A 26,143-nucleotide genomic window follows, 5' to 3' on the forward strand; every position below is an offset into this window, starting at 1 on the left:
TCGAACAGGAGCCTTCGTTGCCCGACATCGAGTCGGCGGTCATCCGGGTCGTCGTGGGCGTGAGCGACCAGCTCTCCTCCCGCCTGGCGGACAGCCTGAAGCTGCCCTCGCCGTCCGCCAGGAGCGCGGCGACCGAGGCCCTGTTCGCGGACCTTCCCCGCCCGGACGTCGAAGCCCTGGAGCGCTACCTCGCCTCCCCCGACTTCGCGACCGTGGTGGCACAGAAGCGCGTCGGCAACATGATGGGCAAGGCCTCCAAGGACCAACTGCACGAAGGCCTCCGCCTGGCCGGCCTGTCCGACCAGCCGCTGGCCAGGGTCACCACCCTCCTGCACGACGCCATGGTCGCCGCCTGCCAGGAGGTAGAACCCCACTACCGCGCCGCGGGCACCAAGACCGACCGCGCCGACATCTACAACGCCGCCACGACGAACACCGTCATGCTCAGGCGCCTCAAGTCGTCCGCGCGCATCCACGTCTTCGCCGCCAGGATGCGCGACCAGGTGGCCGCCCTGCACAGTAGGATCCGCATGCCGCACATCGGCGTGAGCCGCGCGGTCCGCTACGACCAGCTCTACGTGCCGCCCACGCTGAAGTCGAAGTTCACCCTCCGCCTCGGCTCCCCCGGCCATCGCGTGCTGGTCCAGGGCGATCCCGGCGCGGGCAAGTCCACGCTGGCCGCGAAGTTCGCGTACGACGTCGCCACCGACGGCACGGGACGCGTGCCGTTCCTGTTGGTGTTGCGGCAGTTCGCCGACTCGTTCGACGAGGGTGGCCACGACCTCCTGCACTACCTGGAGAAGCTGTGCCAGGAGCCGTACAACGTGAAGCCGCCGCGGGACGGCGTCGAGTACCTCCTGCGCACCGGCCGCGCGGTGGTCATCCTCGACGGCCTGGACGAGCTGGTGCAGATCGAACTGCGCCGCCGCGTGGTGTCGTTGGTGGAAGGATTCGCGCACCTCTACCCGCTGGTGCCGATCCTGGTGACCGCGCGGAAAGTCGGTTACGAGGACGCGCCGCTGAACGACGAGATGTTCGCTTCGAGCCAGATCGCGGAGTTCGACGACGAGCAGGTCGCCGACTACGTGTCGCGGTGGTTCAACCTCGACGAGGCCACTTCCCCGGTCGAGCAAGAGCGCCTGATCAGCTCGTTTCTGGAGGACAGCAAGCAGATCAAGGAGCTGCGCAGCAACGCGCTGCTGCTGACGTTGTTGTGCGCCATGTACTCCAGCGACCGGTACCTGCCGCACAACCTGGCCGAGGTGTACGAGCGGTGTGCGTTGATGCTGTTCGAGCAGTGGGACTCGAAGCGCGGCATCGAACTGCCGATCAAGTTCCACGGGCGGTTGCGTGGTGCCGTGCAACACCTGGCGTGGAAGATGTTCAGCGCTACTGAGTCCGGCAAGCCCCAGAAACGCACCAGGGTCATCAACCACCTCACCGAGTACCTCGACCGGAAGCTCGACGACCACGACGTGTCGGTGGCGGCTGCGGAGGAGTTCCTCGCGTACTGCACTGGCCGGGCCTGGATCCTCACCGATGTCGGCGCGAACGAGTTCGGCTTCACGCACCGCACGTTCCTCGAGTACTTCGCCGCCGAACACCTGGTGCGCACCCATCGCACGGCTGAAGCACTCTGGGCTGTACTCAAGCCAACCGTCGATCAATGGGACGTCGTGGCCCAGATCGTGCTGCAACTGTTCGAACGCAACTTCGAGGGAGGCGCCGACGAACTGTTGGAAGAAGCACTCCACAACGGCGGCTTGTACTTCGCCACGCGCGCATTGCGCCACGTGGCTCCTAGCGACCAGGTGGTCCGGACGATCACCACCGCAGCACTGGAGAAATTTGTCCGCTTCCCACTTGAGGACCGCACCCTTGACTACGACAGCACTGCAGACTTCCCGATCATGAACTGCGTGATCAACTCATCTCCGATGAACAGGGAAGCGATCCAGCGAACAGTGACAGAGCGCTTCGGGAGCTTGATCTCAGAAGGTGAAATTAGCGCAATCCTGGTGATCGACGCCCTGTTCAAACACGACTGGCCTGATGTTCGCCAGGACCTCTACAAGCAGTACCGCGCCGAAATTCGGGAACTCAGGAAGTCAACACCTTGGGCACACTGGATGCTCGATGACCCGGAAGTCCTCGATTCGGCGATACGCAGGATGGGCGCCGGGATCCTCTACGGGGCGTGCAAAGCTGCCGGATACAGATTCTACAGCGCAGCCTCCGAACTGTTGGCCACCCACGAGATGGCTGAAGCTGACTCGATCGCCATCACAATGACCGTCCAGCCGACACCGTGGACCGGAACGGAACCGTTCGGTCTTGAGGACTGGAAGTTCTTCAGACCTTCCAACGCCCTCGACCTGATGCTGACTCTGCCCTACCTGGAGTACACCGAGGAATGGGCGCTTCCAGACGGCTGGAACGACGACTACGAGGTTCCGGAGCAGGTGCGGGCGTTCCTGCAGAGGTGGGAGCGCGGTGGGTTCAGCTTGCTAGAGCGAGACCCAGACCAGCCGCCGCCACTCCCAGAGTGACGCTGACGAAGACGTTCAGGAAGGCCGAGCGGTACTTCTCGGCCTCCAGCAACTTCACCGTTTCGTAGCTGAAGGTCGAGTACGTGGTGAGCCCGCCGCAGAAACCGATGCCCAGCAACGGCATCCACGACGTGCCGATCACGAACCCGATCAGCAAGCAGCCGAGGACGTTCACCACCAACGTGCCGAACGGGAAGTCCCGCGAGTGCCTCGACTGCACGAACTGATCAAGCAGGTACCGGCAAGGCGCCCCAAGAGCAGCACCGAGAAACACGGCGAAAACAGTCATCGACGGGTCACCCGCAACCCGAGAAACGCTGCCGCCACAGCACAAACCGGCGTGGCCAACAACGCCCAAGACCAAGCAGCGGCGTAGGACGAGAACGTCGTGAACCCGCCCAGCACCCCAACCCCGAAGAAGGCACGCACAAGAGGCCGAGGCACGGTCCCCATCAGCACGCCGATCAGGAACGACCCGAGCACGTTGATCACGAACAGCCCCCAGGCGCCGGACACAGCAAGAGACAAGCCGTAGCGCGCCACCCCACCCAGCCCGCCTCCCAAAGACACCAGAGACAGGAACGCCAGGGAACGGTCAGGCGGTGGGTTCGGCAAGGTGCTCCACCAGGTGGTCCAGAGCCTTCAGCGCTCGCACGACGTCCTCTCGTTCGGAGGACTCCAGTTTGGCCAGGGCGGAGCCGATCCGCTTCTCGTGTTCGCGCTGCCAGACGAGCAGCTGTTCGTGTCCACGGGGTGAGACGGATAGTCGCGCTACCCGCCTGTCCTTGGGGTCTCCGCCACGCACGACGAGGCCCGAGTCGATCAGTTGGGACACCAGGCCGGAGACGGTGTTGGGGGCCAGGCGAAGCGCGGCGGCGAGGTCGCCGACCTTCATCGGCGGGCGCTCCGCGAGGGTCTGCAGCAGTTCTACCTGCGCCATCGGCAGGGATTCCCACGGCCAGTCGGCCCGGATGCTCGTCCGCAGCGCCCGGCGCAGGCGAGTGACGACGTCGGTGAGCGTGCGGGCTTCGTCTGACATGCGGAAATCCTACTGAACGCCGAACAATAGCTCTGGGTCAGATATAATCGGCTTACGATGAACTGGTTCGTCACGGAGTCGCCCAGACCGGCGTGGATCGCACGTCGGGCGTACGCGCCTTGGCTGGTCATCGCGACGGTCTGCTTCGGCGCGTTCATGGGGCAGTTGGACGCCTCGATCGTCACGTTGGCGTTCCCCGCGATGAGTGCTCACTTCGGTGCCGATCCGGAGTGGATCTCGCTCAGCTACCTGATCACGCTCGTGGCCCTGCTCGTCCCAATGGGCAGGATCGCGGACAGGATCGGGCGCAAGATCGTCTACATCTACGGGTTCGCGTTGTTCACGGCGGCGTCCGTCGCGTGCGTGTACGCGCCGAGCTTCGACGCCTTGATCGCCGCCCGCATAGCCCAGGCCGTCGGGGCGGCGATGTTGCAGGCGAACAGCGTCGCGCTGGTGACCACTGCGGTCGTGCCCGAGAAGCGGCGCAAGGCCCTCGGGGTGCAGGCCGCGGCGCAGGCGGCCGGGCTCGCGGCGGGGCCGTTGCTCGGCGGGTTCCTCACCGAGCGGTACGGGTGGCAGGCGGTGTTCGCGATCAACGTGCCGATCGGCGTCGTCGCCGTGGTCGCGGGGCACTACCTGCTGCCCCGCACGAAGACCGCGCGGGACAAGGGAAAGCCGACGTGGAAGGTGCTGCCGGGGCTCGTCGGCGTGCTGCTCACGTACGCCGCGTTGTTCGCGCCCATGACGTTGCTGCCGTTCACCATGAAACAACCCTTGGCACATATAGGACTCACGGTCGCGGCGTTGCCCCTGGGGTTCGCGCTCGCGGCGACGCTGCTCAGCAGGCCGGGCATCCCCACCGGGGCAACGATCACCGCGACAGCGCTGCTTCTGCCTGTACCGCAACCACTTCAGCTCGTCGTCGCGGGCATCGGGCTCGGGATCATCGCGCCGGCCTGCACGAAACGGGTCATGAGCGCGTTGCCCGAGAGCGCCGCCGGGGTCGGGAGCGGGCTCGTGAACGTCGCCCGCGGGCTCGGCACCGCGCTGGGCGTCGCGCTCGCCACCCTGCTGATTCACACTTTCCAGTGACAGCTGGAATTCCGCTAGCCCGAACGGGCCCATGCCCTGCCGGACGGACGGCGCGTCTCAGTAGCCTGGGGGCATGGCTGAACAGGTGAGCTGGGTTCCCGAAGGCGTGGACACGGGCAAGCCCAGTGCCGCGCGCCTCTACGACTACCTGCTCGGCGGCGGGCACAACTTCGCGGCCGATCGGGCACTCGCCGAGAAGTTCCTCAAGGCACAGCCCAACGCCCGCGCGATCGCCCGGCTGAACAGGGCGTTCCTGCGCCGGTCGGTGCTGTTCATGATCGACGAGGGCATCCGGCAGTTCCTCGACCTCGGCTCCGGCATCCCCACGGTCGGCAACGTGCACGAGATCGCGCAGAAGGCCGACCCGGAGGCGCACGTCGTGTACGTCGACTTCGAGGAGGTCGCCGTCGCGCACAGCCAGCTCATCCTGGAGCACGACCCGCGCGCGACGATCGTCCAGGAGGACATGACCAGGCCGGACGCGGTGCTGCAGGCGGCACGCGAGAGCGGTCTGATCGACTTCACGCAGCCCGTCGGCGTGCTGACGGCCGGCGTCTTCCACTTCGTGCCGCCCCAGGCCGACCCGAACGCCGTGGTCGCCGCCTATCGCGACGCGGTGCCGGTCGGCAGCTACCTCGCCGTCTCGCAGTTCACCCAGGACCTCCAGCCGGAGGAGATGGCCGGGATCGTCGAGGTCATGAAACAGAGCCAGAACCCCATGTACCCGCGCACGAAGAGCGAGGTCGAGGCCTTGTTCGCGGGGTTCGAGCTCGTCGAACCGGGCATCGTGCCGACGCCGCTGTGGCGGCCGGAGGGCAGTGACACCGACGATCCGGACAAGGCGGGCATTTACGCGGCGGTGGGACGCAAGCTGTAGCGCCTGTCGTTGTTGGCCGCTCGGCGGCGGATCCGTACGCTCTGTGCACAGGATGGAACTTCCCGAGCTCGCCGCCCGCTGGATGCACGCGTTGACGCCCACCGCGTACATCCCGCTGTCCCACGCCGAAATCGAGCACGCGCTGCTCGACTCGTTGCGGGAACTGCCGGAGTCACCTGAATCGGTCGCCAAACGATTGGTGTCACTGCACGCAACCGGCCCCGACTCGTTGAGTGCCACGATCGAGGTTCTTTCGCCCTCGTTCGAACTCCCCGTGCTGGCCCGGTTGAGCGCCGCGTACGCGCAGGCCATGCGGCTGGACGCGTTCGACCAGCAGGAGCAGCTCAAGGTCGCGATCGTGCGGGCCAAACAGCGGGTCGAGCGCACGCTCAAGGTCAGCGAGGCGCGGTTCCAGGAGGTGTTCGACTCCGCCGCGCTGGGCATCGCGATCACCGACCTCACCGGCCGGTGCGTCGAGGCGAACGACACGCTGGCCGAGATCGTCGGCCTGCCCTCGGGCGCCGACGTCGTCGACCACGACCTGAAGGAGTTCTACCGGCCGGAGGACCTGGCCCCGCTCGGCGCCTCCTACCGCAACCTCAGCGAGGGGCGCCTCGACCGGTTCCGCGACCAGCGCGAGCTGATCCGCGCGGACGGCGAACCGGTGTGGGTGCTCCTCGTGGTCTCCGTGCTGCGCGACGCGGACGGCAGGCCCACCCACCACGTGACGATGGTCGAGGACATCAGCGAGCTGCACCTGTTGCAGCGCAGCCTCGACCACCAGCTGTTGCACGACTCGCTCACCGGCCTGTCGAACCGCCAGCACTTCGTCACACAGGTCGAACGGCTGCTCGACGGCGGCCCGATCACCCTCTACCACCTGGGTCTGGACGCGTTCTCCGTCGTCAACATCGGTCTCGGCCAGGACACCGGCGACAAGCTCCTCAAGATCGTCGCCAGCCGCCTGGGCAGGCTCGCGGCCGAGAAGAACGCCGTGCTGGCGCGGATCGGCGGCGACGAGTTCGGGTTCCTCACCGTGAACGACACCGTGACGTCGACCGTCGAGGAGATCCAGGACGTCCTCGGCGAACCGACCTTTGTGGACGATCACGGCATCGCGCTGTCCGCGAGCATCGGCGTGGTGGACCGGCCGCCTTCGTTCGTGACGGCGGCCGAACTGATGCGCTGCGCCAACGCCGCACTGCGTCAGGCGAAGGCCCGCGGCAAACGGCAGTGGGCGTTGCACGACCCGCACGACGACGCGCGCCGGCGCGGCAAGTACGCGCTGGCCGCGTCGATGCCGGGTGCCTGGGAGCACGGCGAGATCGAGATCGTCTACGCGCCCGTGCACGACCTGGAGACCCGCGAGGTGCTCGGCGCCGTCGCCCGGCTGCACTGGGACGACCTGAGCCACAACGACACGATGGCGCTCGCCGACTCGACGGGCCTGTCACTGCCGATCGGCCGCTGGCTGCTGCGCGAGGCATGTGCGCAGGCCGCCCGGTGGGCCGAGGAGTTCGGCGACGGCGCGCCCACGCTGCACCTCGCGCTCGGCGCCCTGCAGTCGCGGGACGAGGACCTGGTCGCGGAGGTCAAACGCGCGCTGGACGAAACGGGCCTGCCGCCGGAACGGCTGCGCATCGCGCTGGACATCTCGTCGGTGCTCGCGGGCGACGACAACGCGGTGGTGCTGCACGACAGCGGCATCGTGACGGCGCTCGACGGGTTCCGCGGCGGCCACGACGAACTGGCCGTGCTCACCGAGGTGCCGGTCCGCTCGGTGATCACCCGCGCCCCCGCCCCCACGCCGGATTCCCCGCTGCACCAGGCGATGCGGGCGTTGATCGCGACCGTGCACGGCTTCGGCGTGCGGTTCGGCGTCGACGAGGTGCACACCCTCGCCGACGCCGAGCACTGGCGGCAGGCGGGCGCCGACGGCGTGATCGGCCTGCTGCCCGCGTTGACCAGCGCCGAGGTCACCGACCTGCTCAGAGCTGCTTCACAGCCGCCAGGAGCTTCGTGAGCGAGTCCTTCGCGTCCCCGAACAGCAACGTCGTCTTGGGGTTGTAGAGCAACTCGTTGTCCACGCCCGCGAACCCCGGCCGCATCGACCGCTTCATGAACACCACGGACTTCGCGCGGTCGACGTCGAAGATCGGCATGCCGTAGATCGGGCTGGACGGCTCGTCGCGCGCACCGGGGTTCACCACGTCGTTCGCCCCGACCACGACCGCCACGTCGACGGACGTGATCCCGGGGTTGACGTCGTCGAGTTCCTTGAGCTGCTCGTACGGCACGTCCGCCTCGGCCAGCAACACGTTCATGTGCCCCGGCATCCGCCCCGCCACCGGGTGGATCCCGTACGCCACCGCGACTCCGCGCTTCTCGAGCTGCCCCACCAGCTCGCGCACCGCGTGCTGCGCCTGCGCCACCGCCAGCCCGTACCCCGGCACCACGACGACGTTGTTGGCGTACCCCAACAGGATCGCGACGTCCTCGACCGTCCCGGACTTGACCGTCCGCTGCTCCTCTTGCTGGGCAGTGGCCGTCGTCGCCTTGAACGCCCCGAACAGGATGTTGGCGAGCGACCGCCCCATCGCCTGCGCCATGAGCCGCGTCAGGATGGTGCCGGACGCGCCGACGAGCGTGCCCGCCACGATCAGCAACGTGTTGGCCAGCACGTACCCGGACGCCGCCACCGCGAGGCCGGTGAACGCGTTGAGCAACGAGATCGCGATCGGCACGTCCGCGCCACCCACCGGCAGCACGAACAACACGCCGAGCGCGAGCCCGACGACCGCCAGCAACCACAGCAGGAACCCGTTCGGCACCGCCGTCGTCAAGGCGCACAAGGCAACCGACGACACACCCGCCGCGATCGCGAGCTGCTGCCCCGCAGGCAGGAGCACCGGCCGGGTGGTCATGAGTTCCTGCAGCTTCAGGAACGTGACGACCGAGCCGGAGAAGCTGACCGAGCCGATCAGCACCGTGAGGACGGTGGCGAGGCGGAACATCACGGTCGTGTCCGGCACCGCGAAGAACTCGGCCAGTGCGACGAGGGCTGCGGCCGCGCCGCCGACCCCGTTGAACAGGGCCACCATCTGCGGGATCGCGGTCATCTTGACCGAACGGGCGGCCGGGATGCCCACCGCCACACCGAGTGCGACGGCGATCAGGATCCACAGTCCGTTGTGGACGACGCCGTGGACGTAGGCGGTGACCACGGCGACCAGCATGCCGAACGCGCCGATGAAGTTGCCGTAGCGCGCGTACTTGGGCGAACTCAGGCCTTTCAGCGCCAGGATGAAGCAGAGCGACGCGACGAGGTACATCAGCTGGACGATGGTCATCTGAAGCCCTCCAAGGAAACCTGCCCGTTTCGGGCCGCACGGCATCCGCTAGGTTTCGAACTGTGAGCGGCCAGGTGAAGCGAGGGTTCAAGTACCGCTTCTACCCGACCGAAGTGCAAGCCGCGGAACTGCTGCGCACGTTCGGATGTGTTCGCAAGGTCTACAACCTGGCTTTGCAGGCCCGCACGGAAGCGTGGACCGAAGGCCGGGCACCGATCGACTACAAGGCCTCGTCGGCGCTGCTCACGAGCTGGAAACGCACCGAAGAGCTCGCGTTCCTCAACGAGGTTTCTTGCGTTCCGCTGCAGCAGGCATTGCGACACCTGCAATCGGCGTTCACCAACTTCTGGGCGAAACGCGCGCGATACCCGCGTTTCAAGTCCCGGAAGAGGGCGCGGTCCAGCGCCGTGTACACGCGTTCGGCGTTCCGCTGGCGGGACGGGGCGGTGACCCTCGCCAAGATGTCCGAGCCGTTGCACATTCGCTGGTCCCGGCCGTTGCCGACAAGTGCGGAGCCGTCGTCGGTGACGGTCTCGCTGGACGCTGCCGGGCGTTGGTTCGTGGCCTTGCTGTGCGAGGACCCGCACGTGACGGCGTTGCCTGCCATCGACACCTCGGTAGGGATCGACGCGGGTCTGAACCACCTGCTGACGCTCTCGACAGGGGAAAAGATCGCCAATCCCCGGCACGAGCACCGCGACAGGGTGAAACTCGCCCGAGCGCAGCGAGCCTTGGCCCGCAAGCAGAAAGGCAGCAACAACCGGACGAGAGCTCGTCTCGCGGTCGGCCGGATCCACGCTCGGATCGCCGACCGGCGGGCCGACCACCTGCACAAAGTCACCACTCGACTCGTGCGTGAGAACCAAACGCTCGTGATCGAGGACCTGGCCGTGTCCGGCATGGTCCGCAACCGCCGTCTCGCCCGCTCGATCAGTGACGCGGGCTGGCGGCAGTTCCGGGAGATGCTGGAGTACAAGGCGGCCTGGTACGGGCGGAAGGTGATCGTCGCTGATCGCTGGTTCCCGTCGTCCAAGCTGTGCTCGGTCTGCGGCACACCAGCGGCGACCATGCCGCTGCACGTGCGCACCTGGACCTGTGGCTGCGGAGCGACCCACGACCGGGACGTGAACGCGGCACGCAACATCCTGGCCGCCGGGCTGGCGGCGACAGTCTGTGGAGCCGGTGCAAGACCTCAACGGACACACTCCGGGCGGGCGATCGGCGACGAAGCAGAAATCCCCTTGTCAGCAAGGGGAAAGGTCAATTTTTGAACATCTCCAGCATCCGGTCCGTCACCACGAACCCGCCCACGACGTTCACCGTGGCCAGGAACACCGCCAGCACCCCGAGCACCAGCTCGAGCGTGCTCTCGGCGGACCCCGTGATCAGGATCGCGCCCACCAGGATCACGCCGTGGATGGCGTTGGCGCCGGACATCAGCGGCGTGTGCAGGATCGTGGACACCTTCGAGACCACCTCGAAGCCCACGAACACGGCCAGCACGAAGATCGTCAACAGGTCGATCACGGCAACTCCTTGCGGATCTGGCCGTCGTGGGTGAGGCAGCAGCCGTCGAGCACCTCGTCGCCCAGGTCCGGCGCCACCACCCCGTCCGCGGTCATCAGCTTGAGCAGGTTCAGCACGTTGCGCGAGTACAACCTGCTCGCGTGCACCGGCATGGACGACGGCAGGTTCAGCGCGCCGTGCACGAGCACGTCGCCCACCCAGATCTCGGACCCCGCAACGGATCCCGCGTAGTTGCCGCCGGACTCCGCGGCCAGGTCGACGACGACCGAGCCGGGGGCCATCGCCTTGAGCATGTCCGTGGTCACCAGCACGGGTGCCTTCCGGCCGGGGATGGCCGCGGTGGTGATCACGACGTCGGACGCCGCCACGTGTTCGCCGATGAGTTCCCGTTGGCGTTCCAGGAACTCCTCGGACTGCACGGAGGCGTAGACGCCGGACTGGGTTTCCAGGTCCAGTTCGAGGAACTTGGCCCCCAGGCTGCGGACCTCCTCGCCCGCGGCCTTGCGGACGTCGTAGGCCTCGACCACGGCACCCAGGCGACGGGCCGTGGCGATGGCCTGCAGGCCCGCCACTCCGGCGCCCAGGACCAGGACTTTCGCCGGGGGCACGGTGCCCGCGGCGGTGGTGAACATCGGGAGGAAGCGCGGAAGTCGTTCGGCGGCCACGAGCACCGCCCGGTAACCGGCGACGAGGGCCTGGGACGAGAGGGCGTCCGCGCTCTGGGCCCGGGTGACGCGGGGCAGCAGGTCGAAGCTGAACGACGTGACCCGGCGGTCTCGGTAGACCTCCAGGAGTGCGCGTTCCAGGCCTGGCTGCAAGAAGCTCACGGTGATGGCGCCCGGTTTCAACAGGGAAGCCTGGGCGATGGTCAACGGCTGCACGGACACGACGACATCGGATTCCGACGTCGGGTCCTCGGGCGTCACGTGGGCCCCGGCCGCTCGGTAAGCGGCGTCGGGGGCGTGGGCGTGACGCCCTGCACCTTCCTGTACGTGCACGGTCAGTCCAGCGTCGACCAGCGACGACACCGTTTCCGGTACGCAGGCGACTCGGCGCTCGGCGGGCCGCGACTCTGCGGGGGTTCCCACTTTCACCGTACGCACGTTACGCGATCAAAGGTGACCTGGGCCACATCTACAGTTGCCAGAGCACCGCACCGGCGAGGGTCAGGCACCCTGCCAGCCCAATCGCCGGCACGAGACGCTTACCGAGCGTCCACGCGCTGGCGTTGGCGATCGCGTAATAGAGCAGCACGCAGAACGAGCTGAACACGATCGCACGCGTGACATCCACCGTGAGCACCAGAATGATCGCCACGGCGCCGGTCGCGATTTCCGCCCAACGGAGATCGGCGAGAAACGACGGCAGTCGGCGGTCGCGTGCCATGGCCAGCGCGGTCCGGCTCACCCCGAGCTGCAAGGAAAGCAGCGAACCCAACGCAGCCAGGCAGGCGGCCACCCGAATCACAGGCGCCAGAGAGGGTGACACGTCGGCAAGAGTCGACACGGCGAGACGGCTGCCCAACGCGTTCAACGCCACGAGGGCCACCCCGAAGTACACGACCAGAGTGATCGACAGGGCAACCACGACCGCACGGGGGATCGTGCGCGCGGGGTCCCGAACCTCCTCTCCGAGAGTCGCGATGCGCGCGTACCCGGCGAACGCGAAGAAGAGCAGCGCGGCGGCGGGAAGGATTCCTGACGGCAGGAACTCCGCCGGCTGCACGGCCTCACGAGCTGTGAACGCCACAAGGCAAAGCACGAGCAGGACAACAACAACGATGACGCGGGTGACCAGCGCGGACTTCTGCACACCGGTCAGGTTCAGCACGGTCAACGCCACGATCGCCACCACCGCAACGGTTTTCGGCGCACCGGCGTACACGCCGACCGTCAACGCCATGGCGGCGCACGACGCCGTCTTGCCCAGCACGAACGCCCACCCGGCCGCATCGCCCCACACGCGCCCGAGGCGTTCGCGGCCGTAGACGTACGTCCCGCCGGACTGCGGGTAGCGGGCGGCCAGCCAGGCGCTCGACAACGCGTTGCAGCCGGCCACCACACCCGCGACGACCAGGCTCACCAGCAACGCGGACCCGGCCGCGGCGGCAGCCGGGGCGAACACCGCGAACACCCCGGCGCCGATCATGGAGCCGAGCCCGACGAACACGGCGTCGGTCAGCGTCAAGCTACGGGTCAGTTGCACACCTCAGTGTGCGACAGGGCAACCGGACGGCTTGGCGGCGGGGAAGAAGTTCGGCAGCAGTTCATCCGAGTCGTAGTACCGGTGGTAGACCGGCGTCAGCCCGCCCGACACGGGTGGCACGATCCACGACCAGTCAGCGGGGCACGAACGTCCGGCCGCCTCCTCCTTCTCCAGGTGCGTCAGGAACCGCTTCGACTCCGTGTGGTGATCCGTGATCGTGACCCCGGCCTCCGCGAACGAGTGCAGGACGGCGCGGTTGAGCTCCACCAGGGCTCGATCGCGCCACAACGTCGCCTCCGACGACATGTCCAGGCCCATTCGCTTGGCGAGGTACGGCAGCAGGTCGTAGCGGTCCGAGTCGGCCAGGTTGCGGGCGCCGATCTCGGTGCCCATGTACCAGCCGTTGAACGGCGCCGACGGGTAGTCGATGCCGCCGATGCGCAGGCGCATGTTGCTGATCGCGGGCACGGCGTGCCACTTCACGCCCAGCGCGCCGAGCCACGGGAAGTCCGGGTGCGACAGCTTGACCTCCAGCACGTCGTCGGCGGCGATCTCGACGAGCGCGGGCTCGTGGCCCTGGCAGGTCACCATCAGCGGCAGCACGTCGAACGGGCCGCGCGTGGCCGGTGGCTTCCAGCCGCGCTGCACCGCGAGTTCGGTGAGCGCGAGGTTGCGGCCGTCGCCGAGCACGCCGCCGTCGGACCCGCGGTAGGCCGCGTAGCGGATGATCTGCTCGTTCACGATCACCGGTGCGTGCGTGCCGGGCTCCGCGGGGGCGAAGACCGTGATGACCGGGCGGATCTTGCCCTTGTTCGTCGCCACCCGCAGGTGTTCGACGCACTCCTTCGCGACGTCGGCGGGGGCGGACACCTCCCGCTGGTCGCGCACTTTCAAGCTCCGCCAGTACAGGCGCCCGATGCAGCGGGAGCTGTTGCGCCAGGCCACGCGCGCGCCGAAGGTGAGTTCCTCGGTGGTGTGGCGGTAGGTGCCGGTCGCGGCGATCTCCGCGTGGACCTCGGCCAGCCGGGCCTCGACCGGACCGAGTTCCGGGTGCTCGGTGTGGTGCTGTCGGACGAAGTCCTCAGCCTCGGCGATGTCGATCTCGCCGGTGTTCTCGACCTGCGCCGGGGGAAGCGCCGTGAGGGAACGGGGCATCACATCAGTCGGGACGGGGGTCATGGCGAGGCACCGTAGTTGCGCTTTCGTGTAGGAGGAACCGCCTGTCGCGCTACGCCATCTGGATCACTGGACCGCGTCCGACACGCTCAGCAGTTACTTGATCCTACAACTGGGTGACAATGGGCGCGACAAAGGGTGGTTCTAGTCCGTTATCCCGCCGACACCAAACATTGACCTGTGATTCAGTTCACCACTGGGTTCGACCCGATCGAGTGAACTTGCGGCACCTCCCACGAGGAGAAGCGCGTCATCCCCTGAATTGCCAAGGAAGGTGGCAACACGCGGAACGCGAAGTCGCGCAGCGCCAAGGCGATCGGCGACCGCATCTCGATGCCGAACTTCCCCGCCATCCGCGAGCCCTTCCACACCGACCGCGTGCGCGGACGGCGCACAGCGTCGTACCGGGCCAGATCACCACCCACCGCGGCCAGCGTCACGGCGTCCTCCAGCGCCATGCAGGCGCCCTGCCCGAGGTACGGCGTCATCGCGTGCGCCGCGTCGCCGAGCAACGCCACCCGCCCCCGCACGAACGTCGGCAGCAACGGCAACTGGTAGATGTCGTGCCGGATGACGTCCTGAGTCGTGGACACCAGTTCCGGCAACGGATCGTGCCAGTCCGCGAACAGCTCCACCGGGTCGAGTCGAGCGTCAGCGGGAGCGACGCACGCGACGTACCAGCACACCCGGCCGTCCCCGAGGGGCAGGATCCCCGCCTCCCCACCGGGACCGAGCGTCTGCGAGATCGGCAGGTCGAACGGCCCCGGCGCCACCCCGCGCCACGCCGTCGCCCCCGCGTACTCCGGTCCGCGGGCCTCCGGGAACAACTCCGCGCGCAACCGGCTGTTGATGCCGTCGGCCGCCACCACGAGATCCGCGTCCAACTCGTCCACACGAGTCACCTCGGCGTCGTTGAACAGCACCGACGACGGCAACGCCCGCAGCAGTACGCCGTGCAGATCGGCGCGGTGCATCGCGATCACCTTCTCCTGCCCCACGTCCGGCAGATGCACGAGCCAGCGCCCGTCCTGACGCCGCACCCCACCGGACACGCGGGGCGTGCCGAGCCGCCGGATCTCGTCGGAGACCCCCATCCACTCCAGCGCGCGCATCGCGTTCGGCATCACGCCCACGCCGGCGCCGATCTCCCCGAACGCCGCCGCGCGTTCGCGGACCTCGACCTCCCAGCCGACCCGGCGCAACGACACCGCCGCCGCCAGCCCTCCGATGCCGCCGCCCACCACGATCGCCTTCATCGCATCCTCCTCTACAGATGTAGAAGACTCTACGCCTGTAGACTACAGCTGTAGAGAGAGATGGGGGCCACAGGTGCGCAAAGACCTCATCACCGACGCCGCGATCAAGCTCGTGGCCGCCCAGGGCATGCGCGGCCTCACCCATCGCGCGGTCGACCGCGAGGCAGGCCTGCCGGAGGGTTCGACCAGCGCTTACTTCCGCACGCGCAAGGCCTTGATCGAGGGGTTCGTGGCGCGGCTGGCCGAGCAGGAACGCCTCGACGTCGCGCCGGATCCGGACGACGTCGCCGGCAGCATCGCGAGGACGCTCGACAGCTGGCTCGTGGAACGCGACCGCACGCTCGCCCGGTACGCGGCGATGCTCGAGGCGACGCACCACCCCGAACTGAAGTCGATCATGGCCCACTCCCCGCGCGAGCAGGCCACGGCGCTCGCGGAACTGCTGGGCCACGAGGACCCCGAACGGGCGGGCGCGCACTTCACCGCGTTCCTCGAAGGCCTGCTCTTCTACCGGCTCGTCGGCGGCGGCAGCACGGTCGGCCCGACGCCCGGCACCGAGGAGAGCGTCCGGGACCTCACCGCGGCCGTCGAAAAGGCGTTGCGACCGTAGGTACCGTGGGTTTCATGGGATTCGGGTACGGGGTCTTCTACCTCTGATCCAGGACGTGTGCCTCCGCGCAACACGTCCTGATTTCGCGTACCCAAAAGAGGATCCCCGTGCGTTCGCATGTTCATTTGACGACCCAAGACCTCACCAAGGGCTATGAGGCCGGGCCCGTCGTCGACGGCATCTCCCTGACCGTCTCCGCGGGCCAGCGCCTCGGCGTCATCGGCGAGAACGGCCGCGGCAAGACCACCCTCCTCCGGCTGCTGGCCGACGACCTCGTGCCGGACCAGGGAACTGTCACCCGGCACGGTTCGTTGAGCCTGGTGCAACAGGAAATGCCTTTCCACCAAGGCGAAACCGTGGGGGACCTGCTGTCCGAGGCGCTGCGCGAGAGCCGTGCCGCACTGTCCGAACTGGACGGTGCGGCCGAGCCGTTCGACGAGCGGCGCTACACCGAGGCGTTGGCGCACGCCGAGAACATCGAGGCCTGGGACGCCGAACGGCGTGCCGACATCGCCCTCAAAGCACTCGACGCCGACCACGACCGGGCGACGGAACTCGCGCGGCTCAGCGTGGGCCAGCGCTACCGGGTCAGGCTCGCGTGCCTGCTCGCCGAACGCGCCGACGTGCTGCTGCTCGACGAACCGACGAACCACCTCGACGCGGGCGCACTCACGTTCCTCACCGAACGCCTGCGCCGGCACCACGGCGTCGTCGTGCTGGTGAGCCACGACCGCACGTTGCTCGACGACGTCTGCACGCAGCTGCTCGACCTCGACCCGACCCCGGACGGCGAGGTGCACCTGCACGGCGGCGGCTACCAGGCGTTCAAGGAGGCGAAACACGCCGAGCGCCAGCGCTGGGAGCAGCGGTTCGCCCAGGAGGAGGCCGAGCACGACGAGCTGACCGACAAGGTCGAACGCGCCCAGTCCCGACTGAAGGACAACTGGCGGCCGCCGAAGGGCGCGTTCAAGCACAAGCGCAGCACCCGTGCGGCGAACAAGATGCGCAACGTCGCACGGAGGCTGGAGGAGCTGGACGACCAGAGACTGGACGCTCCCCCACCGCCGTTGCGCTTCATGCCGCCGGAGTTGGAGGCGAGCGGCGACCTGCTGCACGCCACCCCGCTCGAAGTACCCGGCCGGGTGCGCCTGACCGAGCCGATCTCGCTCAGCGCGGGCGAGAAGCTGCTGGTCACCGGAGCGAACGGGGCGGGCAAGTCGACGTTGCTGAACGTCCTCGCCGGCCGTATCACCCCGGTTCACGGCACGGTGCACCACGTCGGCGAGGTCGCGTTGCTGGCCCAGGAGTCGGTGTTCGAGAACGAGGACGCCACCGCCCGGCAGTTGTGCCCGCGGGTGGAGGACCTCGGTCTGCTCAGCGGAACGGACCTCGCCCGCCCGGTCGCCCGGCTGTCCACCGGGCAACGACGGCGGCTGGAACTCGCGATCCTGCTCAGCGGCTCCCCACACGTGCTGCTGCTGGACGAACCGACCAACCACCTGTCGATCGCCCTGGTCGACGAGCTGACCGAGGCGCTGCACCAGACCAGGGCGGCGGTGGCCGTCGCGACGCACGACCGGCGGATGCGGACAGATTTCGGGTCGTGGCGGTCCGTGACCCTGAATTCACCTTCACGGAGTCATGAAACTTCTGTAGCTTCAGAAGTAGGTCCTCTGCTGAGCACTGGGAGGTGTGCGAGATGACCGAACTGATCTCCGAGAAACTGCCCACGACGCGCCAGACCCCGTTCGACCCGCCGGCCGAGGTCACGGCCATCCGCGAGCAGGCCCGCGTCAGCAGGCTGAAGTTCTCGGACGGCCACCTCGGCTGGCTGGTCACCGGCCACCACCAGGTGCGCGAGATCCTGGGAAGCCCGAAGTTCAGCAACCGCCCGGAGAACCACCACCTGCTCGACGTGCGCTTCCAGGGCGATCTGCCCGAGGAGAAGGACAAGCGCAAGGTCGAACCGGGCATGTTCCTGAGCCAGGACCCACCGGACCACACCCGGCTGCGCAAGATGCTGCAGGGCCAGTTCACCGTCCGGCGGATGAACCAGCTGTCCGAGTGGATCGGCCAGATCGTCGACGACCAACTGGCGCACCTGCGCACGTTCGACGGCCGCGCGGACCTCGTCAAGGAGTTCGCGATGCCGGTGCCGTCACTGGTGATCTGCGCGCTGCTCGGCGTCGGCTACGAGGAGAAGTCGCGATTCCAGGACGACACCGCGAAGCTCCTCAGCCTGGACTCGACGTTCAAGGAGGCCATGGAGGCCTTCCAACGCATCCAGGAGTTCATGCGCGAACTGGTCGCCCGCAAGAAGGAGAACCCGGGCGACGACATGATCAGCGACCTCATCGCCACGGGGGAACCCACCGACGAGGAAGCGTCGAACATGGCGATGCTGCTGCTGATCGCCGGGCACGAGACCACGGCGAACATGCTGGGACTCGGCACGTTCACGCTGTTGCAGCACCCGGACCAGCTCAAGATCCTCAAGGACGAGCCGGGCGTCGTCGACAACGCCGTCGAGGAGCTGATGCGGTACCTGTCGATCATCCACTTCGGACCGGTGCGCACCGCGCTGGAGGACGTGGAGATCGAGGGTCACCTCATCAGGGCCGGGGACACCGTGGTGATGCACGTGCCGACGGCCAACCGCGACCCGGAGAAGTTCCCCGGCAACCCCGAGGAGCTCGACCTGCGCAGGCCCGCGAGCGGGCACGTGGCGTTCGGGCACGGCATCCACCAGTGCCTCGGCCAGCAGCTCGCGCGCATCGAGATGAGGATCGGGTTCGCCAAGCTGTTCCAGGAGTTCCCCGACCTCCGCCTCGACGTCGAGCCCGAGGAGGTGCCGCTGCGCACCGACATGGGGATCTACGGAGTGCACTCGTTGCCAGTAGCGTGGTCGTCATGAAGATCTCCGTCGACCAGACGAAGTGCTGTGGTTCGGGAATGTGCGTTTTGACCGACCCGGACCTGTTCGACCAGAGCGAGGACGACGGCACCGTCGTGCTGCTGCAGGAGAATCCGGACGCCGAGCACGAAGCGGGCGCGAAGGAGGCGGCGGGGCTCTGCCCTGCCGGAGCGATCACGATCAGCTGACGCGCTGAAGACGTGCCGGGCGGCAAAACCGTGCCCTGTCGCCCGGCGCCAGCGTGTCTCGAAGTCGTACGCTCGCCGCATGAACACAGCGCCGGGCTGGTACCCGGACAACGCCGACCCCCGGTTCGTCCGGTGGTGGGACGGCGTTCAGTGGACGCCGCACGTCCAGCCGCGGCAGGAGCGGTCCGACTCCCACCACACCGAGCTGCAGGTGGGCGGCACCGGCCAGGACCGCGTGGCCCAGCAGGTGCAACGCGCCGGCGTGCAGGGCGTGGTGTCCGGTGGCGGCGGAACCCTGTTCGACGAACCGGTCCTGGTGGTGAACCAGAAGGCCAAGCTGATCGAGATGTCGAACTCGTACGTCATCTACGACCAGCACGCCCGCCACCTCGGCACGGTCGAGCAGGTCGGTCAGTCCGGCGCCGCGAAGGCGTTGCGCGCCTTCACGAAGATGGACTCGATGCTGGACGTCCGGCTGGAGATCCGCGACGTGCACGGCATGCCGCGGTTGCGCGTCACCCGGCCCGCGACGATGTGGAAGTCGAAGGTCGTCGTCGAACGCGGGGACGGCCTGCCGATCGGCGAGATCGTGCAGGAGAACGTCTTCGGCAAGGTCCGGTTCGCGTACGTCTGCAACGGGACGCAGATCGGCGGCCTCTACGCGGAGAACTGGCGGGCCTGGAACTTCTCGCTCCAGGACCACACCGGCACCGAGGTCGCCCGGATCACCAAGACCTGGCAGGGCTTCTCCAAGGCCATGTTCTCGACGGCGGACAACTACGTCGTGCAGTTCCACCGGCCGGTGCCCGACCCGTTGCTCAGCATGATCGTGGCCTCGGGTGTCACCGTCGACACGGTGCTGAGCCAGAACCAGGGCTAGGACCTCAGGACGTCGCCAGGCGGAGCTCGTCGACCTCCGCCTGGAACCCGGCCGCCGTCAGGGTTTCCTCGGCCTGCCGCCAGTGCTCGCGGGCCTCCTCGGCACGCCCGCAGCGGTCCAGGGCGTTGCCGAGCACCCGCAGCGAACGGCCGAACTCGGGCGGGGAGCCCATTTCACGCGCCTGCTCCAGGGCGAGGGACGCGAGCCGCAACGCCTCCTCGGGTGCGGCGGCGAGCCCGGACCGCAGGCGCCACACCCAGATGCGGCCCTGCCGGTCGTCGTGCTCCTCGAAGAACTCCCAGGCCTGCCGCAGCTGTTCCTCCGCGGGCTCGTTCTGCCCCGAGCGCACCAGGGTGTCCGCGAGGAACAGCCGGATGTTGGCCGCGAGGTCCGGGTCGCCGAGCTTCTGCGCGGCCGCGAGCGACGAGCGCAGGAAAGCCGCGGACTCGTCCAGTTCGCCGGTGAACTGGTGCAGGCGCCCCAGTTCCAGCGTCGCCATCAGCTCGCTCTGCTCGTCGCCGAGCCGGCCCGCGAGGCGCCGGGCCCGTTCCAGGTACTGCTGTGCGGCGGCGAGTCCGCCTGCCCGGCGTTCGATGGCGCCCAACGAGCAGAGCACCTCGATCTCGCCGTGCGAGTTGCTCGCCGCGACGAACCGTTCCATGGCTTCCCGATGTGCCGCACGGGCTTCCAGGGACCGGCCGCTCCACTCGTGCATCCAGCCCGTGCCGTACCAGGCGTAGGCCTCGCCCCAGACGTCACCGGCCTCGACGAAACCCTGCTGCGCGGCCTGGAAGTCGGCCGACGCGGCGGCGTAGTCGTGCAACCGGGCCCGCAGGATTCCGCGCTGCTGGAACAACACCGGCCTGCGGTCGGCGGGCGCACACGTCAGCCCCAGCGCGTTGATCTGCTCCCAGTCGTCGAACCGGGCGCGCAGGTCGCAGAACGCGGCGGAGCGGATCGCGAGCTCGGCGGCCAGCGAGCCGAGGCCGAGCGCGGCGGCCTGCGTGATCACGGCGTGGATGTTCTGCCACTCCGCGTCGAACCACTCGGCGGCGTCGCCGAGGTCGAACCGTTCCAGCGCCAGGGGTTCGAGCCGCAGGCCCTGGTGCGGCAGTTCGACGTCCGCGCGCATCGCCAGCTCGAGCCACTGCTCGAACAACGCCTTCAACGCCTCGGCCGGGTCCTCCGAGGCAGCCTCGCGCCCGAACGCGCGCAGCAGGTCGTGCAGGCGATAGCGCACCTGCCCCAACGCATCGCGGCCCGCGTAGTCGACCAGCCGGGCGTCGACCAGCGCCTCGACGTGGTCCTCCGCGTCGTCGAGATCGAGGCCCAGCAACGGGGACGCCACCCAGGCCGGGAAGTCCGGCGTGTCCACCAGCGACAGCAGCCGGAACGCCGTGCGGTGCGACTCGTCCAGGCCGTCGTAGCTCAACGCGAGCGAGGCCCGCACGTCGAGGTCGCCCAGCGACAGCTCGTCGAACCGGCGCCGTTCGTCGGACAACCGCCCGGCGAGCTTCGAGAGCTGCCAGTGCGGCCGCGCCACCAGCCGGGCCGCCGCCACCCGCAACGCGAGCGGCAGGCTGCCGCAGTACGTCACGATCTGCTGCGCCGCAACGGGTTCGGCGGCGCACCGGGCCTCACCGACGGCGGCCCGCAGCAACGCCAGCGCGTCCGGCGAGGGCAGCACGTCGAGCGGCACGACGTGCGCCGCCTCCAGCCCTGCCAGCGCGGCCCGCGAGGTCACCAGCGCCGCACCCGACGTGGTCCCCGGCAGCAACGGGCGGACCTGCGCCTCGTTCACCGCGTTGTCCAGCACGACCAGGATCTTCCGGTCCGACAGCAGGTCGCGGTACAGGTCGACCCGATCCTCCACGGTGGACGGGATCGCACCACCGGACACGCCCAGCCCGCGCAGCAACCGGTCGAGCGCCGCGGCGGGTTCGACGGGCTTCTGCTCGCCCCCGCGCAGGTTCAGGTACAGCTGGCCGTCCGGGAACGCGTCCCGCACGAGGTGGGCGCAGTGCACGGCCAACGAGGTCTTGCCGACGCCACCGGGCCCGGTGATCGTCCACGTCCCGCCGGCCCGCAACCCGGCCGTGAGCCGCACGACCTCCGCGGCCCGGCCCGAGAAGTCACCGACGGCGGGCGGCAGCCACGACGGTCCCGTGCCGGCGGCGACGACCGGTGCGGACGATCCCGCCAGCACCTCCATGTGCAGCGCGCGCAGTTCGGCGTTCGGGTCGATGCCGAGCTCGTCGGCGAGCACGTCGCTCGCGCGCCGGAACACGTCCAGCGCCTGCGCCTGCTGGCCGGTGCGGTGCAGGGCGAGCATCAGCTGGTACCAGAAGCGTTCGCGCAGCGGGTGTTCCGTGACCAGGGACCGCAGTTCGTCGACGACCTGGTCGTGCCGGCCGAGCTGGAGTTCGGCGTCGTTGCGCCGTTCCAGCACCTCCCAGCGCTGCTCGTTGAGGCGCTGCACGTCGGTCTGCTCCATGCGCAGCGACGACACCTGGTCCAGGGCCGGTCCGCGCCACAGGGCGGCCGCCTCGCCGAGCAGGCGCGCCTCGGTCTCCAGGTCCGGCGCGCGCCGGGCCTCGGCCCGCAACCGCTGGAACGTCAGCAGGTCGAGCTGGTCGTCCTCGACGTGGATCGAGTAGCCGGTCGGCCACGTGCGGACGAGCTTGCGGTCGGCCAGGTCGTCCAGCGACTGTCTCAACCGCATGACATATGTCTGCAAGGTCGCGCGCGCCGCACCTGAAGGCTCATCGCCCCAGAGGTGTTCCATCAGCTCGTACGACGACACCGGCGCGTTCGGCTTCATCAGCAACGCGGCGAGCAGCACGCGTTGCTTGGCAGAACGCAGCTCCACGACCCGTCCGGAGTCGATGACCTGCAACGACCCGAGAACCCTGAACCCCCACCGGCGCTGCATGTGACCGATCCTAACCAGCCGGTAACCCCAGGTGTCAGCGAAATGTCAGCGGCGGTCGCGATGCTCACAGCAGAGGAAGGGTCAGCGGCCCCATCACCCCAGGCGGGTCGCTGACGCACCACCCGAGCGGAGCGGCGTCCCGGCCCCCAGCTGGACGTCGCTCCCTCCCAGACGGTGCCGCCGGGGACCGGACAGCCCAAACCTCTCCCCGGGCCCTGGCGGCGCCTTTCCACCCCCGGACGGTCAGGCAGCGCCCTGCGCCCCCGTCATGAACTTCCCGAGCCGGTGCGCGAGGTCGTCGGCGGCCTCGTTGCCCCGCAGGCGTTCCGCTTCCTGCCGCAACGGGCGCATGCGGTCACGGGTGCGGGCGGAACGAATGGGGCCGGACACCGCGATGGCCTGTTCCCCGACGTCCCGCGCTTGTTCGGCCTCGTTCTGCACCAGGTGGTTGACCGCCAGCGCGGCGAGCCGGAACGACTGGCTGCGCGAGGCGTCCTCGCCGCCGCTGGAGATCGCCCTGGTGAGCAGCGGGATCGCGGACCGCGCGTACTTCACGTCGCAGGTGCGCGCGAGTTCGGTGTGCACCATGCCGCCGATCGACACCAGGTCGGCCAGGTCGAAGAACCTCGCCCACGGCGGCGCGTCCTCGGCCACCGACCGTGCGAACTCGTCCTCGGCGCGCGCGAACTGGCGCAGCGCCTGCCTTTCCGCGCCCATCTTCGCGAACGCCCACGCCTCGTTGGCGTGCAGGATGGACACGGCCAGAGTGGACCCGCTGGCCTGCGCGATCGGCAGTCCTCGTTGGAACGACGCCAACGCGTCCTCGGCCAGTTCGTAGTGCAGGTGCACGCGACCCATCCGGTAGTGGATGTTCGCTTCCAGCGCGCTGTTGCCCGACGCGCGCGCGAGATCCATCGCACGGCCGAAGTGCAGGTGTGCGGACTCCAGCAGTCCCATGTCGAACGACGACCAGCCGGCCAGGTTGTGCAGGTCCGCGATGGCGACCTGGAGCCGGTGCAGCACCTTGCCGGCCGAACCGGTGTCGAGCAGCGGGTTCGCCCAGTTCAGCAGTGCGACGCAGGCATCCCGGCAGGCGCCGCCGCCATATTCGTGGTCCAGCGCTCTGAGCGCGCCGGTGAGCGTTTCCACGTGCCGCACATCGGTTTTGTCCACCCGAGCGGGAAATGCTTCGCCGTCGAACATAGCTGGGCCCTCCTGACGTGCGCCGGTCACCCGTCGTGCGGATACCCGTTACACACCGCCGGTACTCACCGCGCCGCGTCACCATCCCGCTGTCCGGCCTGGTCGGGAAGGGTCTTTCGGCCTTCCCGGGACATGTCGGCGCGACCACCACAACGCCGTGGTGGCCGCGCCTACGATTTCGGACGGTCATGGTGATCGGAAAGGGGCCATCGAGGTGTCAAGCATGTCGATCTGAATCAATTTCCCGTGACCGGAGAACACCGGATCGGCCGCTGAATTCACTCTTCCAGGGTGACCACCTGGGCCGGGCACCGGTCCACGGCGTCACGAACCCCCGGCAACAACTCCGCGGGCGGCTCGGAGATCAGCACGAGGCCGAGCCCGTCGTCGTCGGACTGGTCGAACACGTCCGGTGCGGCCAGCACGCACTGACCCGAACCGATGCACTTCGCCTGGTCTATCCGGACGGTCATCACCAGACCACCGGGATGGTCGCCGCGCCGTAGGTGATCATGTCCTCGCGGAAGTCCATCTCGGCCACGGGAACGGCCGGCCGGACGTCCGGGAACCGGGTGAACAGCGTGCGCAGCAGGATCTGCAGCTCCGCGCGCGCCAGGTTCGCGCCGAGGCACTGGTGCGGCCCGTACCCGAACCCCAGGTGCGACACCGCCCTGCGTTCCAGGTCGAGCTCGCCGGCGTGCGGGCACAGCGACTCGTCCAGGTTGGCCTGGAACGTCACCGCGACCCACTCACCGGCCTTGATGGTGACGCCGTCGACCTCGACGTCCTCGACGGCCCGGCGCGCGAGCCCCGCTCCGCCGAGCCTGCCGACGGTGTAGCGCATCAGCTCCTCGACGATGACGTCGGCGCGGCCGGGGTCGCGCTTCAGGATCGCCAGCTGGTCCGGCTTCTCGAAGAGCGTGAGCGTGAACAGGCCGAAGAAGTTCGACGTCGTCTCGTGCCCCGCCGCGAGCAGGCCGATGGCGAGGAACAGCAGTTCGTCCATCTGGAAGTCGGTGTCGTTGACCATGAGGCCGATCAGGTCGTCGGTGGTGCCCGACGCCTTCTTCTCCTGCACGACCTTGAGCAGCACCCCGTCCAGTTCCTCGGCCTTCGCCTCGTACTCGGCGCGCGAGCCGTTCTTGCCGAACATCTCCCTGGCCGTGGCCTGGAACAGCGCCTGGTGCTCCGGCGGCACGCCGAGCAGTTCTGCGATCACCAGCGACGGCACCGGCAGGCAGACAGACGACACCAGGTCGGCGGGCGCTCCGGCGCGTTCCATCGCGTCGAGGTGCTCGTCGACGATCTCCTGGATGCGCGGGCGCATCTCGTTGAGGCGCTTGACCATGAACGCCCTGGCGAGCGGCCGGCGCAGCCGCAGGTGCGCGTCACCGTCCATCACGTTCATGTTGCCGGGCTCCGGCAGGCCGAGGACCTGCTCGCCCTCGGTGCGCATCTCCGGCTGGCCGTCCTTGTTCGCGCTGAACCGCGGATCGGACAGCACCTTGCGCACGCCGGCGTAGCTGCTGATGACCCAGGCCTCGACGCCGTTGGGCCACAACATCTTCACCGGGCCGTCGCTGATGGCCTCCGCGAAGCCCGCGGGCGCGCCCAGCGGGTGGACGCGGTTCTCGTGCGGGACGGGGCAGACAGCGGCTTCGGTCACGGGAAATCCCCCTCAACAGAACAGAACTGTTCTTTTGAATCCATGACCGAACGTAGCGCAACGACTACGCCCTGGCGAGTTATTTGGTCCGAAATGCACCGAGGAGCGGTCTCAACAGGCCGTCGACGATGCCCTCGACGACCCCCGGTTCCTCCGAACGCAGCACGAAAGTCGAGATCAGCGCGGTGATGAGGACGTCGGCGTCGAGGGACTCGGGCAGCTCACCGCGCGCCTTCGCCCGTTCGACGGCGACCCGCAGGTGCTCGGTGTAGGCGCGGTCGACGTGCTCCTCGCGCAGGCTCGCGAGGTCCGCGTCCTGGCGGCTGCCTTCGAGGAGGCCGAGGAAGATCCCGGCGGTGTCGAACGGCGGCTCGCGCCACGCCCGGATGATCTGGCGGACGTCCTCCGCGAACGCGCCCTCGTCGGGCTGCGGCGACTGCGGCAGGTTCGCCCGCAGCGCGTCGGTGATGAGCCGCGCCTTCGACGGCCAGCGCTGGTAGAGGCTCGCCTTGCTCGCGCGGGCCCGGCCGGCCACGAGGTCCATGTTGAACCTCGCGTAGCCGACCTCGGCCAGCACGTCGAGGACGGCGGCGAAGACCTCCCGCAGACGCTCCGGCGCGTCCAAAGGCGTGCGCCCCACAGACAGCCTCCCGTGTTCTCGGCCGCTGCTGCGCAGACG

24 protein-coding genes are annotated in these 26,143 nt (G+C 68.6%); 10 read left to right on the forward strand and 14 right to left on the reverse strand.

Annotation, left to right across the window (positions count from 1 at the left end):
* Positions 1–17 precede the first annotated feature (17 nt).
* The gene (locus QSK25_RS36455) at positions 18–2,549 is read left to right on the forward strand and encodes an NACHT domain-containing protein (RefSeq protein ID WP_285645196.1); all 2,532 of its coding nucleotides are present in this window, start codon (positions 18–20) and stop codon (positions 2,547–2,549) included.
* Here the strand turns inward: QSK25_RS36455 and QSK25_RS36460 are convergent.
* The 3 genes from QSK25_RS36460 to QSK25_RS36470 all read right to left on the reverse strand — a co-directional run bounded on the left by QSK25_RS36460 (position 2,500) and on the right by QSK25_RS36470 (position 3,588).
* Positions 2,500–2,769 (reverse strand): fluoride efflux transporter FluC, encoded by a 270-nt coding sequence (locus tag QSK25_RS36460; protein WP_352236767.1) that lies wholly within the window; start codon positions 2,767–2,769, stop codon positions 2,500–2,502. The two genes, QSK25_RS36455 and QSK25_RS36460, sit on opposite strands and share 50 nt — an antisense overlap.
* Positions 2,770–2,834: 65 nt before the next feature.
* Positions 2,835–3,119, reverse strand: a complete 285-nt coding sequence (locus QSK25_RS36465) for a fluoride efflux transporter FluC (protein WP_285645370.1) — start codon at positions 3,117–3,119, stop codon at positions 2,835–2,837.
* Positions 3,120–3,144: 25 nt separating this feature from the next.
* Positions 3,145–3,588 (reverse strand): MarR family winged helix-turn-helix transcriptional regulator, encoded by a 444-nt coding sequence (locus tag QSK25_RS36470; RefSeq protein WP_285645198.1) that lies wholly within the window; start codon positions 3,586–3,588, stop codon positions 3,145–3,147.
* 57 nt (positions 3,589–3,645) lie between these two features.
* Between QSK25_RS36470 and QSK25_RS36475 the strand changes: the two genes are divergently transcribed.
* The 3 genes from QSK25_RS36475 to QSK25_RS36485 all read left to right on the forward strand — a co-directional run bounded on the left by QSK25_RS36475 (position 3,646) and on the right by QSK25_RS36485 (position 7,580).
* Positions 3,646–4,680, forward strand: coding sequence for an MFS transporter (locus tag QSK25_RS36475; RefSeq protein ID WP_285645199.1), 1,035 nt, complete (start codon positions 3,646–3,648; stop codon positions 4,678–4,680).
* A gap of 73 nt (positions 4,681–4,753) precedes the next feature.
* Complete coding sequence (locus QSK25_RS36480; protein ID WP_285645201.1) at positions 4,754–5,557, forward strand: SAM-dependent methyltransferase; 804 nt, start codon at positions 4,754–4,756, stop codon at positions 5,555–5,557.
* 52 nt (positions 5,558–5,609) lie between these two features.
* Positions 5,610–7,580 carry a diguanylate cyclase domain-containing protein gene (locus tag QSK25_RS36485; RefSeq protein WP_285645202.1) on the forward strand — a complete coding sequence of 657 codons (1,971 nt, stop codon included), beginning with the start codon at positions 5,610–5,612 and terminating at the stop codon, positions 7,578–7,580.
* Here the strand turns inward: QSK25_RS36485 and QSK25_RS36490 are convergent.
* Positions 7,546–8,907, reverse strand: coding sequence for an NAD(P)(+) transhydrogenase (Re/Si-specific) subunit beta (locus QSK25_RS36490; RefSeq protein WP_285645204.1), 1,362 nt, complete (start codon positions 8,905–8,907; stop codon positions 7,546–7,548). The genes QSK25_RS36485 and QSK25_RS36490 overlap by 35 nt on opposite strands.
* Positions 8,908–8,969: 62 nt before the next feature.
* Here QSK25_RS36490 and QSK25_RS36495 point away from each other — a divergent pair, with 62 nt between their 5' ends.
* Positions 8,970–10,178 carry an RNA-guided endonuclease InsQ/TnpB family protein gene (locus QSK25_RS36495; protein ID WP_285645205.1) on the forward strand — a complete coding sequence of 403 codons (1,209 nt, stop codon included), beginning with the start codon at positions 8,970–8,972 and terminating at the stop codon, positions 10,176–10,178.
* Here the strand turns inward: QSK25_RS36495 and QSK25_RS36500 are convergent.
* The 5 genes from QSK25_RS36500 to QSK25_RS36520 form a co-directional block, all read right to left on the reverse strand.
* Positions 10,168–10,434 carry an NAD(P) transhydrogenase subunit alpha part 2 gene (locus tag QSK25_RS36500; protein WP_285645206.1) on the reverse strand — a complete coding sequence of 89 codons (267 nt, stop codon included), beginning with the start codon at positions 10,432–10,434 and terminating at the stop codon, positions 10,168–10,170. The genes QSK25_RS36495 and QSK25_RS36500 overlap by 11 nt on opposite strands.
* Positions 10,431–11,528 carry an NAD(P) transhydrogenase subunit alpha gene (locus QSK25_RS36505; protein WP_285645207.1) on the reverse strand — a complete coding sequence of 366 codons (1,098 nt, stop codon included), beginning with the start codon at positions 11,526–11,528 and terminating at the stop codon, positions 10,431–10,433. Before QSK25_RS36505 ends, QSK25_RS36500 begins: the two co-directional genes overlap by 4 nt.
* A 40-nt stretch (positions 11,529–11,568) precedes the next feature.
* Positions 11,569–12,633 carry an APC family permease gene (locus tag QSK25_RS36510; RefSeq protein ID WP_285645372.1) on the reverse strand — a complete coding sequence of 355 codons (1,065 nt, stop codon included), beginning with the start codon at positions 12,631–12,633 and terminating at the stop codon, positions 11,569–11,571.
* Between the two features lie 9 nt (positions 12,634–12,642).
* On the reverse strand, positions 12,643–13,818 hold the full coding sequence (locus QSK25_RS36515; protein ID WP_502881928.1) for a nitric oxide synthase oxygenase: 1,176 nt from the start codon (positions 13,816–13,818) through the stop codon (positions 12,643–12,645).
* Positions 13,819–14,000: 182 nt separating this feature from the next.
* Entirely contained in the window at positions 14,001–15,071 is a 1,071-nt protein-coding gene (locus tag QSK25_RS36520) for an FAD-dependent monooxygenase (protein WP_285645208.1), read from the reverse strand.
* A gap of 73 nt (positions 15,072–15,144) precedes the next feature.
* On the opposite strand from QSK25_RS36520, the gene QSK25_RS36525 reads away from it, so the two are divergent.
* The 5 genes from QSK25_RS36525 (at position 15,145) to QSK25_RS36545 (ending at position 19,663) form a co-directional block, all read left to right on the forward strand.
* On the forward strand, positions 15,145–15,681 hold the full coding sequence (locus QSK25_RS36525; protein WP_285645209.1) for a TetR/AcrR family transcriptional regulator: 537 nt from the start codon (positions 15,145–15,147) through the stop codon (positions 15,679–15,681).
* 77 nt (positions 15,682–15,758) lie between these two features.
* Complete coding sequence (locus QSK25_RS36530) at positions 15,759–17,384, forward strand: ABC-F family ATP-binding cassette domain-containing protein (protein ID WP_502881932.1); 1,626 nt, start codon at positions 15,759–15,761, stop codon at positions 17,382–17,384.
* Positions 17,381–18,595 carry a cytochrome P450 gene (locus tag QSK25_RS36535; protein ID WP_285645213.1) on the forward strand — a complete coding sequence of 405 codons (1,215 nt, stop codon included), beginning with the start codon at positions 17,381–17,383 and terminating at the stop codon, positions 18,593–18,595. Before QSK25_RS36530 ends, QSK25_RS36535 begins: the two co-directional genes overlap by 4 nt.
* Complete coding sequence (locus QSK25_RS36540) at positions 18,592–18,783, forward strand: ferredoxin (RefSeq protein WP_285645214.1); 192 nt, start codon at positions 18,592–18,594, stop codon at positions 18,781–18,783. The genes QSK25_RS36535 and QSK25_RS36540 overlap by 4 nt, the downstream gene beginning before the upstream one ends.
* A 79-nt stretch (positions 18,784–18,862) precedes the next feature.
* Positions 18,863–19,663 carry a phospholipid scramblase-related protein gene (locus QSK25_RS36545; RefSeq protein ID WP_285645215.1) on the forward strand — a complete coding sequence of 267 codons (801 nt, stop codon included), beginning with the start codon at positions 18,863–18,865 and terminating at the stop codon, positions 19,661–19,663.
* A gap of 4 nt (positions 19,664–19,667) precedes the next feature.
* Here QSK25_RS36545 and QSK25_RS36550 read toward each other — a convergent pair whose 3' ends face one another.
* The 5 genes from QSK25_RS36550 to QSK25_RS36570 all read right to left on the reverse strand — a co-directional run bounded on the left by QSK25_RS36550 (position 19,668) and on the right by QSK25_RS36570 (position 26,104).
* Positions 19,668–22,595, reverse strand: a complete 2,928-nt coding sequence (locus QSK25_RS36550) for an AfsR/SARP family transcriptional regulator (RefSeq protein ID WP_285645216.1) — start codon at positions 22,593–22,595, stop codon at positions 19,668–19,670.
* 243 nt (positions 22,596–22,838) lie between these two features.
* The gene (locus QSK25_RS36555) at positions 22,839–23,798 is read right to left on the reverse strand and encodes an NsdA family TPR-like regulatory protein (RefSeq protein WP_502881929.1); all 960 of its coding nucleotides are present in this window, start codon (positions 23,796–23,798) and stop codon (positions 22,839–22,841) included.
* A 278-nt stretch (positions 23,799–24,076) separates the two neighbouring features.
* The gene (locus QSK25_RS36560) at positions 24,077–24,271 is read right to left on the reverse strand and encodes a ferredoxin (RefSeq protein WP_285645218.1); all 195 of its coding nucleotides are present in this window, start codon (positions 24,269–24,271) and stop codon (positions 24,077–24,079) included.
* Positions 24,271–25,464 (reverse strand): cytochrome P450, encoded by a 1,194-nt coding sequence (locus QSK25_RS36565; protein ID WP_285645219.1) that lies wholly within the window; start codon positions 25,462–25,464, stop codon positions 24,271–24,273. The genes QSK25_RS36560 and QSK25_RS36565 overlap by 1 nt, the downstream gene beginning before the upstream one ends.
* Positions 25,465–25,543: 79 nt before the next feature.
* The gene (locus QSK25_RS36570; protein WP_285645220.1) at positions 25,544–26,104 is read right to left on the reverse strand and encodes a TetR/AcrR family transcriptional regulator; all 561 of its coding nucleotides are present in this window, start codon (positions 26,102–26,104) and stop codon (positions 25,544–25,546) included.
* Positions 26,105–26,143: the final 39 nt, after the last annotated feature.

This window comes from Lentzea sp. NBRC 102530, assembly GCF_030269365.1.
Lineage (GTDB): Bacteria > Actinomycetota > Actinomycetes > Mycobacteriales > Pseudonocardiaceae > Lentzea.

Excerpts from the sequence above, each read along its gene's own strand:
- QSK25_RS36470 (WP_285645198.1), bottom strand. The coding sequence starts at position 3,588 with ATGTCAGACGAAGCCCGCACGCTCACCGACGTCGTCACTCGCCTGCGC.
- QSK25_RS36475 (WP_285645199.1), top strand. The coding sequence starts at position 3,646 with ATGAACTGGTTCGTCACGGAGTCGCCCAGACCGGCGTGGATCGCACGT.
- QSK25_RS36480 (WP_285645201.1), top strand. The coding sequence starts at position 4,754 with ATGGCTGAACAGGTGAGCTGGGTTCCCGAAGGCGTGGACACGGGCAAG.
- QSK25_RS36485 (WP_285645202.1), top strand. The coding sequence starts at position 5,610 with ATGGAACTTCCCGAGCTCGCCGCCCGCTGGATGCACGCGTTGACGCCC.
- QSK25_RS36490 (WP_285645204.1), bottom strand. The coding sequence starts at position 8,907 with ATGACCATCGTCCAGCTGATGTACCTCGTCGCGTCGCTCTGCTTCATC.
- QSK25_RS36515 (WP_502881928.1), bottom strand. The coding sequence starts at position 13,818 with ATGACCCCCGTCCCGACTGATGTGATGCCCCGTTCCCTCACGGCGCTT.
- QSK25_RS36520 (WP_285645208.1), bottom strand. The coding sequence starts at position 15,071 with ATGAAGGCGATCGTGGTGGGCGGCGGCATCGGAGGGCTGGCGGCGGCG.
- QSK25_RS36535 (WP_285645213.1), top strand. The coding sequence starts at position 17,381 with ATGACCGAACTGATCTCCGAGAAACTGCCCACGACGCGCCAGACCCCG.
- QSK25_RS36540 (WP_285645214.1), top strand. The coding sequence starts at position 18,592 with ATGAAGATCTCCGTCGACCAGACGAAGTGCTGTGGTTCGGGAATGTGC.
- QSK25_RS36545 (WP_285645215.1), top strand. The coding sequence starts at position 18,863 with ATGAACACAGCGCCGGGCTGGTACCCGGACAACGCCGACCCCCGGTTC.
- QSK25_RS36550 (WP_285645216.1), bottom strand. The coding sequence starts at position 22,595 with ATGCAGCGCCGGTGGGGGTTCAGGGTTCTCGGGTCGTTGCAGGTCATC.
- QSK25_RS36555 (WP_502881929.1), bottom strand. The coding sequence starts at position 23,798 with ATGTTCGACGGCGAAGCATTTCCCGCTCGGGTGGACAAAACCGATGTG.
- QSK25_RS36560 (WP_285645218.1), bottom strand. The coding sequence starts at position 24,271 with ATGACCGTCCGGATAGACCAGGCGAAGTGCATCGGTTCGGGTCAGTGC.